10 protein-coding genes are annotated in these 11,543 nt (G+C 38.5%); 2 read left to right on the forward strand and 8 right to left on the reverse strand.

The window, feature by feature from the left end:
* The 5 genes from M2R47_RS08575 to M2R47_RS08595 all read right to left on the reverse strand — a co-directional run.
* Positions 1-1,978 (reverse strand): peptidase domain-containing ABC transporter (locus tag M2R47_RS08575; protein WP_249101966.1); only part of this gene is annotated, 1,978 nt, incomplete at its 3' end.
* Positions 1,979-2,047: 69 nt separating this feature from the next.
* Entirely contained in the window at positions 2,048-3,310 is a 1,263-nt protein-coding gene (locus M2R47_RS08580; RefSeq protein ID WP_249101969.1) for an HlyD family secretion protein, read from the reverse strand.
* A gap of 741 nt (positions 3,311-4,051) precedes the next feature.
* Entirely contained in the window at positions 4,052-4,357 is a 306-nt protein-coding gene (locus tag M2R47_RS08585) for a hypothetical protein (protein ID WP_249101972.1), read from the reverse strand.
* A gap of 28 nt (positions 4,358-4,385) precedes the next feature.
* Complete coding sequence (locus tag M2R47_RS08590) at positions 4,386-5,276, reverse strand: JmjC domain-containing protein (protein ID WP_249101975.1); 891 nt, start codon at positions 5,274-5,276, stop codon at positions 4,386-4,388.
* A 39-nt stretch (positions 5,277-5,315) separates the two neighbouring features.
* Positions 5,316-5,537 carry a hypothetical protein gene (locus M2R47_RS08595; RefSeq protein WP_249101978.1) on the reverse strand — a complete coding sequence of 74 codons (222 nt, stop codon included), beginning with the start codon at positions 5,535-5,537 and terminating at the stop codon, positions 5,316-5,318.
* Positions 5,538-5,984: 447 nt separating this feature from the next.
* Here M2R47_RS08595 and M2R47_RS08600 point away from each other — a divergent pair, with 447 nt between their 5' ends.
* Positions 5,985-6,326, forward strand: coding sequence for a hypothetical protein (locus M2R47_RS08600; RefSeq protein ID WP_249101997.1), 342 nt, complete (start codon positions 5,985-5,987; stop codon positions 6,324-6,326).
* On the opposite strand, the gene M2R47_RS08605 is transcribed toward M2R47_RS08600, so the two are convergent.
* Complete coding sequence (locus tag M2R47_RS08605) at positions 6,316-8,562, reverse strand: relaxase family protein (protein WP_249102018.1); 2,247 nt, start codon at positions 8,560-8,562, stop codon at positions 6,316-6,318. The two genes, M2R47_RS08600 and M2R47_RS08605, sit on opposite strands and share 11 nt — an antisense overlap.
* Positions 8,559-8,912 carry a plasmid mobilization relaxosome protein MobC gene (locus M2R47_RS08610; protein ID WP_249102034.1) on the reverse strand — a complete coding sequence of 118 codons (354 nt, stop codon included), beginning with the start codon at positions 8,910-8,912 and terminating at the stop codon, positions 8,559-8,561. The genes M2R47_RS08605 and M2R47_RS08610 overlap by 4 nt, the downstream gene beginning before the upstream one ends.
* An 892-nt stretch (positions 8,913-9,804) precedes the next feature.
* On the opposite strand from M2R47_RS08610, the gene repM reads away from it, so the two are divergent.
* Positions 9,805-11,013: a replication initiation protein RepM gene (repM, locus tag M2R47_RS08615; protein WP_249102051.1), complete on the forward strand. Its 1,209-nt coding sequence runs from the start codon at positions 9,805-9,807 to the stop codon at positions 11,011-11,013.
* 324 nt (positions 11,014-11,337) lie between these two features.
* Here repM and M2R47_RS08620 read toward each other — a convergent pair.
* Positions 11,338-11,543, reverse strand: a 206-nt coding sequence (locus M2R47_RS08620) for an ATP-binding cassette domain-containing protein (RefSeq protein WP_249102054.1), incomplete at its 5' end; no start/stop codon positions are given.

Genomic DNA, 11,543 nt, shown 5'->3' on the forward strand with positions numbered 1-11,543 from the left:
CTTTTTTAACATCCAAATGGCTAGTGGCTTCATCCAAAAATAAAATTTTTGGTCTGCGGTATAGGGCGCGGGCAATAAAAATACGTTGCTTTTGACCGCCTGATAGTATATTGCCCATATCGCCGACAAGCGTCTGATAGCCCATAGGCATTGACATGATTTCATCATGAATCCCAGCCATAATGGCACATTTTTCCACCCATTCATTATCTGGTTTATCATCAAAAAAGCTGATATTTTCAACTAAAGAGCCTGCAAATAGTGTGTCATCTTGACTAACACAGGCAATAATATCACGGGCATTTAGCTCTGCCATGCTGTGGTGAACCTTGCCTGCAATTTTAATCTCTCCTGATTTGGGCGTAAGTTCACCCATAAGTAAGCTCATCAGTGTACTCTTTCCACAACCTGTTGCCCCAACGATGGCTACCGATTCTTTATCTTTGATGTGAAAACTCAAATTGTCAATAATATAGGGCTCATCATCATTATAAGCAAAGGATAGATTGTTTACCTGTATATCATAAACCAGTTTATCTTTTTGCTCTATTAGGGGTAGATAGCTATTTTTTTCTGTTTTTTCTAAAACAATGTCTGCTAACCTTTCACCATGCAAGTTTAACATTTTTACTTCAATAAATTTATCTATTAGATTGCTCACTCGTCCACCAAACTGGTTTTTGTAGGCGATAAATGCCATTAAAATACCAACTGTAAAAGTACCATCAATAACTAAATTTGCACCCAAATAGATAATGATAAGGTTTTCAAGTCCAAAAATGATACCATTAATAAATCCAAACATAAGCCCTAATTTTTGGGTATAAAGTCCTGCATTAAGGGTATTAACAAATAAGGTAAGCCATGTACTCTTTCTTATATCTTCCTTATTGAAACGTTTAATAGCACGAATACCGCGCATAGTCTCCATAAAATGCGTACTCTGCTTAGCTGCATGTATAATTTGCTCCTCGGTAGCTTGTTTTAGGGGTGTATACCAGAGAAAGCGCAGGAGTCCATAGATCATCATTGCACCCACTGCAACCCATGCCAAAGCCGGGCTATAAAAGAACATCAATACAAGTGTAAATACTGTCATCACACCATCTAAGACAACGGTCAAAAAAGTTGTGGTTAGCGTAGACTGAATGCTATCAATTGCTCCAAAACGAGAAATAATATCACCCAAATGTCTTTTTTGAAAAAATTGACTGGGTAGATGAGTTAAATGATGAAAAACATTAGCCTTCCATTGTATATTGAGTGTAGTAGAGATATACATACTTATCCATGACTGAAGCAAGCTGGTTAGCTGTGTTAAAAACATAAGTATGCCAAAGCCAATAACCAGTGTCGTTAATAAATCTTTGTCAGCCGAAACAATAGCATGATCAATCACCCACTGCATAAAAAATGGACTGGTTAGAGCAAATATCTCTAGCGCCAATGCCAGTATTAATATCTGACCCAAAGACTTGTAAAGTCCTTTTATTTCACCAATCAGTTTGGATAAACGAATATTGACCTTATCTTCTTTTTTCTCAAAATCACTATCCGCCCATACCTCTAGGGCTATTCCTGTAAAATGATCTGATGCCTCTTGAAGTGTCATTAGTCTTTGTCCAGCACTTGGGTCTAGGATGGTAATTTTAGTTTTGGATACAGATTTTAATACCACAAAGTGATTCATATCCCAATGCAGAATACACGGCGTACGCAGCTGATTAAGCTCATTCAGTTCCAGCCTTAAAGGGCGTGTGCTAAGCTTCATTTGCCCAGCAATCTTAATAAGCGTGTGCAAAGTTGCACCTTTTTGAGAAATAGGATATTTTTGGCGCAAACTCCATAAATCAGTAAGATACCCATGATAATGAGCTATCATAGCAAGACAGGCTAGACCACATTCAGCAGATTCGGTTTGTAAAATAACGGGCATTTTGGCTGATAAACCAAAATTAATGCGTTTTAAAAAATCCATGACCAAGATTATCCATAAAAACTTTGACAACAAAAAAGGTGCAATTGCACCTATGACAAATTGATTGGTTTAAATTTTACCTGTGAGACTATATAGCGGTTCAAGCACCCATTCATATAATTTTCGTGTTTCATGCATGACATCACCCTCCAAGGTCATGCCAACTGCTAGGGGTAGTTCTTTGCCGTAGGCTGTTATGGTTTGCTTATCTAAATGTGCTTTGATGACATACATCGGTTCATTGGCGATTTGCTCAGTGGCTGATACTGTGCCAATGGTGGGTAAATTTTGTCCTGCATGAGCAGTTTTGGCAACAGAGATAATACGCCCCTTGGCATGTCCAAATTTCTGATAAGGATACGCTACATAGCGAAGCAATACTTCATCATCCGTCTTAACAAAACCAATAGCACGACTCGGTACATACATCACTGCAATCAAATGGCTGTCATTAGGTAGGATGCTTACAAGTGACTGACTACTATCCACAAATTGCCCCACATCGGCATGAGCGACACTTGCCACACCATCTACTTGGGCTTTGATAATCAAAGTATCGTTGGCTTGGTTTTGGATGCTATCGCTTTTGTTGTCAGACAATGTGCGTTCATATTGTAGAAGTGTTGTTCTATGTTCATGCTCTAGACGGGATAAAGCAATGGCTTGCTCTTTAATTTGTCTGGCAATGACTTCTTTTTCTCTTTCAAGGGTGGTTAAGCTATTTAGCTGTGTATTGTATGCCATTGTTTGTGATTCTAGCTCTTGCTTGGATACCGCCTCACTTTGCATGGCAAATTCATATCGTGCCAAAGTCTCTTTGGTAATGGCAACCTGATGTGCCTGTAAATCTATTTGAGCTTGCAGTTTATCCATGTCTACTTGTAGACGCTCTATGGTATTTGCGATATTTCTTTTTTCAGCAGCTTGAGCTTGCTTGGTGCGAGTGATTTCATGTTCTATCAGCTGTCTTTTGAATGCCAGTTCTTTGTCTAGCATGCTTTGTACATTGCCAGCACCAGTATGGCGAGCAGTAGAAACCTTGTACAATACATCTCCTGCCTTGATTGTCTGACCTTCAAAAACATACTTTTCTGTTATCACACCTGCTGTTGTGGTATAGACTTGTACCAACCCTTTGTCAGGAATGATTTGACCTTTGACTGTACTACGCTTGGTATATTCACCCCATACCAAAAATATCATTAGTACAAGCCCTGCCATAAACGCACAAAACGTCAAAAAAGTAAAGCTAATCGGCGTTACTATCACAACTTTACCCACCCAATCTATTTTTTGGGCAGATAAAGCTTCAGGACGAAATAGACTGGACATGATAGGTGTTATGATTTATAAATAAATTTATCATAAGGCATAATACAAGCACATATACAGCCATCCCTAAAATAGCATTATCAGGAATTACGTCATTGTAATTGTGATAAACAACTTTTGATAATGTAAAAAATGATAGAATGGCTAAAACTCTAGATATGGTCATCATTTTATCGCGCATACTCATACATATTTCTAATCATTAAAAGTATTGGTCATTATGAAATAGACCATTTTGCAAATGTCTGTCTACGTAATTTTTGTAATCCTCACCCATTTTATGATAATCCTGTATTTCTACAACATGACCTATGGTAAATACTGCCGCTACTTTTTTGTTTGGTGTTAGAACTATCCGACACCCCCAGATACCATTAAGACTTGTCATTCTTGTTAGAAAATTTTCTTTTCTTAAATATAAAAAATATACCCAAAAAAACCAAAGAATAATATATTACCCAATAAATATAGACGTCAAAATTTGTTATCGTATCTATTTTTTGAACAAATAAACCGACAGCTAAAATATAAAAAAATACAACAACAGGCCTTGGGATTAAATCCATATTTACATCCTAATAAGAAAATAAATTAAAGGGTAATAATAAAAAAATACACTAATCAGATTTCCTGTTTGGATTAAGTTTGTTGAAGTACAGGAAAATCATACCATTTTAAGTTTGTGACGAATGTTTTTCTTTATAGTATATTTTTTAAACCAAAACCACTTCAAAGAATAAGCTAGGGTAAAATAACATCTAATTTATCACGATGATCTTGAATTTTGCGATACATATCTAATGCCTCTTTTGTTAACTCACTATTCTCTATATCATCACCAAGATAAGCTCCGCCAATCGTAAAAATTGCCGCACCCGCAGGTCCAAATCTAGACCCAATAGCACCGCCTATGGCACCACCCCACAGCTGACCGTGGGCGACATTCCCACTCTTTTTATCACTACCGCTATCCCCATAATTGCTCCCAGAACTATCCGACACACCCCCAGATACCATTTTGATTTGCTCAATGTTTAGTTCAAACATAATAAACTCCTGTGAATAAAAAAATAATTTAAAGTACCAATTCAATAATATCCAGCTCAGCCATTTTAGCTATCGCCGACCGAATATCATTGGACATACTTTTATCAGTTTTTTGTAAAAGATTGCATAAACTAATTGGCTCATATTGTATAATTTTCTTAAGTAAATATTGACTATCGTCATTGATATTAATCTTTAAGCCATTGGTAATGACATAGCCTTTTTCAAGCGTTCTGCCATCTACAATGTTAGATACAATCAATGCATCATCAGGAATGTCATTTGCATCAGCATTGGCATTACCAAACAACTGCATATTAAAAGCACTGTCACTGCGATAGTTCGCCATATGTTCTTGCATGAATTTATCATAAAGCACTGAGTCTGTCATCATGGTAGATAATTCATTGCAGGCTTTAATAATATTGTCTTTATCACTATTCCAATCAGAAAAATTATATCTTAAGGGTAGAATATTTTGGGTTTGTTTAGCTAGCCATTGCATATAATCATAGCCCGTTGGGGCAAATGTTCCTATCGCTAAATGGAATGTCTCACAACCCATTGGAACAGGATTGTGCCACCACCCACGTGGGATATATAGCACATCACCAGCTTCCAGTACAACCTCCATGTCAGGTATGGTTGGCTCTGGCACATCCACATCTTTGGATTGTTGCATATATAACGGACTTTCAAAATTGGGTTTGTATAACACCCAGTGTTTTTTGCCCATCAGTTGCACTGCAAACACATCGCGAGTATCCCAATGACTTTTAAAAGAGGCGTCACTACCAAACGCCAAATAACCACTTACAACCGTTGGTGCTTGTACAAAATGGGAAATTTGTTTTGCCAAACCGTCTACAAAGGGCTCATTGTTAATGCGATTATAAACAATGGTTGCACCATGTTTCATATGATGATAAATGGCAGATTTAATAAAACGATAGCGAGTTCATCCCATATCATCAAAGCTTTCTACATACTCAGAAACGGGTACAATTTCACCCTTTCTAAGGCGAAAAAGCTCATCTATGGGATTAGCTCGCTGATATAATTCGTTGATTTGTTTCCAAGTAATATTCAAATCTTTGACTGCACCCTTGAATACTCTGGGTGCTCGGTATAATACTTGCCGCCTAAAATCTTGAGATGACATACCAAGATCTATGTACATATAATACATCCCTGTTAAAATATTTAAATAAGGGCAATTTGACAATACAGAAAAACAAAAAGCTCCAAATGGGAGGGGGTAAAATTTTTGAATTTTCCCCACAAGATTTGTATTTGCTAAAATTTTTGATTTAGTATATTGCAGACAAAGAGAAACCCGCCATAAGGCCGGCTTTTCGCTTAGTGTCAGGGGGTAGGCGTAAGTTCTCAATAGATCCTAGCAAACAGTAATATTTTAAAACTTTATCCCTATGAAATCAAGTGAAAATTGCCCAAATATCAAAAATGCTTATCGCATCCACACCTTGCCATCTATGAAAAAATTTACCAAAATACCAAACCTAGTTAAATAGGTGAGCAAAAGGTGGTTAATTGAAGTGATTTTAGGGCTTTTAGAGGAGTTCAAACAGCAGGACGAGAGTATCCAAAAGGCGATTAAGGATTAGATATGTTTTTTGATGATTCTAACTCCTTTTTAGATGACTTAAATACCAATCTAGTTACTGATGAATGGTGTATGTCAAATTTTGCAGATCAGCATATCAAAACTTTGGAAAGCCATGAGGCCTTTGATATTTTAAAGCAATTTGTTGTTTATATGATTGAAAATTATGATGAAAAATCAGAGTACGAAATTGTAGAAACATTGCGATATTTGAAATACCAAGCAAGCACCAACGAAAGTTTTTGTAGTAATGAGCAAAAAGATAAAATCCTGGATAAATGTATCTCGGATTTCTATTACTCATTTCAAATCCGCCATGCAATATCTGAAGAAGTTAAAAACTAGGACCGCTCTGCTCATAAGTCTGTTTCTTCTCAGCCCCTTTCATTAATTTGCCAAGCTCCATAGGGGTTAAGGTGCGTTCTATTTTCTCCTTGTCTTCTTGGGTCAGCTCCTTACCAGTCTCAACATTTGTCCAGCTCCCTTGAAAAAACTTGTCTATAATAACCTTAGCTCTATCGCTAATTCTTCCAGCCGTGTCTCCAATCCTTGCCATTGCGCCTCTAACTGGCTTGCCGTACTCTGTGAGCTTTTTAACTGTATTTGTAATGTAGCCGTTAACTCGGTCTCTAATTTCGTCAGCTCCTGCTGTAAGATCTTTTGTAAATTGGTCTTGAAGCTCGTTAGCTGTGCCTTGTATATCTGTTCTTGGTCGCCCAAGGATTGATTGGTTGCTTGTAATTGCTTTGTTAGCGTGGCTATGGTGCTGTTTGCTTGTTGTAATTGTGCATGCAAATTGTTCGCCTCGATCTGTAAAGTCCGCTGCCGATTGTCGTGCTTGGTTAATAAGCCCTGCCATTCGCTTTGTTTGCTCGTCAGATTGTCTATGGTGGTCTTGTAGCTCTGCGCCAACTCGCTTACAGTGGTGAGCTGTGTCTGTAACTGCTGTATCGTGCTGTCTTTGAGCGCGATGATATTGGCCAGATAGTCTATCTCTTGCTGTTTTTCGTTCATCTGTGCTTGATGAATGTCGTCTAGCTCGGCTAATTTGTTCGTCAATTCGGTCAAAAATGGATTGTTCATAATCTATCTTACTATCTGTTGTGGTGTGGCATGGTCTTTTTTCTTGGATTTTGTCTTGGTGGGGCTGTTTAGTTACCACAAAAAGGGGAGTGTTACGAACAGAGCAAAAAAAAGGATCAGGAGGGACAAGGCTAGCACTATCAAGAGTATCGCTGCCCAATTTGGATATTTGAGTACCAAAGTCTGCAGCGTGTTGCTCATGGCCATCAGCTGATAGGCATTTTCCATCTGATTTTTGAGCGCTTCGCTTTGATGTTTGATCTGCAATATGTCTTGTTGTATGCTGTTGTGGTTGTCTACAATCTGTTGCAATGCTTCTGAAAAATCCTTGTATTGAGTACTCATGGCTTTCTGCATCTGCTGCTTGGTGCGTGCTTGATGATCGGCCAAGGTTTGGGTAAGGCTCTGCTCTAACTGCTCCATAATCTCGGTTATCTTGTCCTGTAACAGCTCGTTGGTCTTGCTTGGCTGCACCTGGGTTTCTACCCATTGCTGGCTGATGTCTGCTAGGCTCTGTAAGGACTGATTCAGATTTGTTTTTAGTGCCTTTATCTGATCCTGCATCTCCTTGTTGCAGTCCTGTATGGGCGCTGTCAAGTCTGATGGATTGTACAGGTCGCTGATAGTGGTCTTGATGGTACTTTGACTTTGCTTGGCAAAGGCTATCAAGTCGCTCTTTTGTTGCTCTAAGGCTATCTGTATCTCTTGGGTGTTGGCATCTATCTCTGCTTGTTGCCTGGCTTTGGCTTTGGCCAGCTTCTCTTGTAAAGTCTCGCTCATAATAAGCTCCTGTCAAACGTAGGTTTCTACCGCCTTGCGGGTCGGCAATACTGATAGATTTATCAGTGATGCGGGCGATTGTCAGACCTATGCTGTCTTGTAAATAGCAAATGATGTCGTCTCGGGTCTGTATATTACCCATCTCAATTTCATTGGTTATAAGGTCGTGTATGTCAGCCTTTATTTCCTTTTTGTTTTTGGGCAGGTTATGCTTTTTCAGCTTGGTGGCTTGGCGACGAGCTGGATCATCAGGGTCGGATAGATTATATTTGGCATTGATGTACTTTTTGAAAGTATCGATGCGTTCTAGGTCGGCACGGTGGTAATAGGGGTTTAACTGTTTATTTGTGGTTAGCTCCACTTTGGGTATCACAAAGTTAAGCTCTACCCTGCCTTTATCACCATGCTCAATCCAGCAGATGTTGTATTGGTCGTCATCAAGACCCGCAAAAGTAGTTCGCTCAAACTCTGCCATAATTTGGTTTTTAATGTCATCATCTAGGCTGACTTCTTCAAAGGATAATACGCCCACGGTGTACTTGTCTTTGTAGGGTGATGAGCTGGCGATCATCTGTGTTAAATTAGGGTCGCCTTTTAATACTTTGGCTTGTTCCCTTGTGGCTTGCCCTGGGTTGTTTTTCCAGTTTTTACCAAGCAGATAATCCAAGGTTGCACCCACACTGCCACCGCCTCTTCTGGGTAAGTATTTGACAATCATAATGAATCACTTAGTTGAGTTTTTATCTCGTGAATATCAGCTTGGATTTGTGCCAAAGTTGCTAAGGCTTGGGCGGTTTGTAAGGTGGCAGGTTGAGTATTTACCTGTTTGGCAAGTTGGTTTAAGTTATTGCCAATTTTGTTGATTTGGTATAGCAATTTTGGGTCTATTTTGGCAAATTTTGAAGGGGTGATCGGTGTGGCTGCAAGACAAGTTTCCCGTATCCAAGTGGCTAATTTGGGCTTGTCTTTTCTTACCAAAAGCTCGTCATATTCACTTGGGGTTAAGCGTATTTTTACCGATGTTGTTCGTTTAGGTTTTGATGTTTTTTTAGATGGGTTTTCAGTCATTTTTTTGCACGAATTTTGATTGTGGAGATGCACGCAAAGCGTGCGAAAAACCGTAGCGATGGCGGAGGTTTTTAAGGGGGGGGTTTCGGGGGGTTATCCCCTGAACAAGGGTCGCACAAGCACCAAAAATCGTTAGATTTGGGGGGCGTTGCGTATCCTTGCCCTATAGACTGATCATAACGAGATGGGTCATTGGTGTCAAGATAATGTAGTGCATGACACTGTTATATTGTTGCTTTCTATCATATTTTAGATCTCAATAGTAAATCGCTCTAAAATCCCCGTAGAGCGATTTTACATGCTGGGTGCTATCTTAGGTCATTTTTTCTTTTTTTGCGTCTCTATGACGCTCCTGAGCGTTTCTAGGACGGTTTTTCGCTTTCTAGGGATTTAATGACTTTTTTGGATACCCTCGTCCTGCTTTTTGGACTTATCCAAAAGCCCTAAGCAGCGAGTTATACCAAACCAAATTAACTCATCGATAAAAAAATTATTTGGGTTATCTGAATTACCAAAGATCAGTCAAAAGGCTAAGATTGTTTTTGGTTCTTTCAATGATTTGCTTTTTTGGGTAAAAAAAAGAGCGAAGCGTTTTTTATATAGTTTTATATAGTTTTATATAGTTTTATAAGAGGTCGCCAGCCCTTGAAAATATTGGGGTTTCGGGGGGTATTTAACTAGGTTTATACACCAATATGAATAGGTTTATACACCAATATGAATAGGTTTATACACCAATATGAATAGGTTTATACACCAATATGAATAGGTTTATACACCAATATGAATAGGTTAAAAAATAATTTTATTTTTAAATAAAATTATTATATAATTATTTAAGTTAAAAATGGGTGTATAAACCTAGTTAAATATTGTGTAAGATATTGATATTATGGGAAATTTAATTTTTAAAGACAATGCATTGATTGAAGCCAGTCATAGATTGGGTGAGGTTGAGCAACGCTTAATCCTGCTTGCCATTTTGAAGGCTCGTAGCCAATGTAACACCATTGGGGAGTTACAGGGGAAGACTTTAATTATTCACGCTGATGACTATATCCAAACATTTAATGTAGATAAATCAACAGCTTATAGAGTATTAAAAAAGGCGGTTTTAAGCTTATTCCGTGCCGAATGGGGTTATAAATTTGTCAATGAGAAGGGCTTAACGCAGGTGGCTTATCGCCGTTTTATTCAGTCTGCTGATTATGTGGACGATGGGGCAGTGGTTCATTTTAAATTTGCTGATGACACCGTCCCAATGCTTGTAGAACTTGAAAGACGGTTTACCGTCTATGAAATTGAGCAAGTATCTAAGTTGTCTAGTCAATATGCCATGCGATTGTATGAATTTTTTATGCGACATTTGGACAAAAAAACTGGCGCGGGGTGGCTGGACATTTCCCTTGACGACTTGCGTTTTCGCTTTGGACTGTTGCCGAATGAATACAAGACAATGAGTAATTTTAAAGCCCATGTACTTAATTTCGCCCTAAAACAAATCAATGAAAACACCGATCTATCAGCCACTTACACCCAAAAGAAACAAGGACGGTTGATCGTTGGATTTCATTTTGAGTTTAAGAAAAGAACCACTGCTAAGTCTAAAAAGACCAAAGAGAACACCGACAAAGACTTAAACACCATTGATATTTTTGACAATCTAACCGACAAAGAGCGTGAAATTGTTGCAGATAAGACCGCCTATGCAGACCAAAAGGGCATTACAGACCCTACTCACCGCCAAAACTTGATAAATCACGGTTTGGAGCAACACCGCCAAGCCGAACAAGCGGAGAGGGAACGCAAAGAGCGTGAAAAGGCAAAGCGACAAGCCCAAAAAGCCAAAGAACAGGCGGATAAATTAGCCAAAGACGAACAGAAACGCCAAGAACGAGAACAAGCCGAACACCGTAAAAAATCATTCATTGAAATGTTTGAAAGCCTAGAAGAAAGACACAAAGAACAAGTCCTTGATGAAGTCGCCAAAAACTTTCAAAATAAAATATTTTCTGACTGGTACAAAGAAGCACGAGAACAGGGGACGGCTCACAAGGACCCTAGATTTATCGGCAAATTTTATGAACTGTTTGGGGTTTGAAAGTAAGTCTTATTTCTATACCCAAGCGTAGGTGTGAATTATTTAGATTGGATAAATTTTCCTTGCAGTGTTCTTTTGTTGATAGTAAACCAGACGAAAGTTTTTATGTATTGGATACTCACTCATATCCCATAAATCTGGACGAAAAGATATTTGATAGAAAAACAAGTTATTCACGAAAAAATGGCGATAGCCTTTTTTTAATAGTTTTTCAAGGTTTTTAGACATGTGCAAACTCTTGATGTATAAGGCCTTGCAAGACTTAACTGGGGAAAGGACGACTAATTACAGGGTAACAAAATCCCTAGATAGAAACCTTAAAATCTATTCAAGATACAATACCCAATCAGCACTCTTAATTGTTTCAGGTCGGTGTGCTATCATCACTCGTGTGATACCTAGTGATCTGATCATCTTATTAATCTGATGCTCTTTTTTAACATCCAAATGGCTAGTGGCTTCATCCAAAAATAAAATTTTTGGTCTGCGGTATAGGGCGCGGGCAATAAAAATACGTTGCTTTTGACCGC

The sequence above is a fragment of the Moraxella oculi genome, from assembly GCF_023336735.1.
GTDB classification, from domain to species: domain Bacteria; phylum Pseudomonadota; class Gammaproteobacteria; order Pseudomonadales; family Moraxellaceae; genus Moraxella; species Moraxella oculi.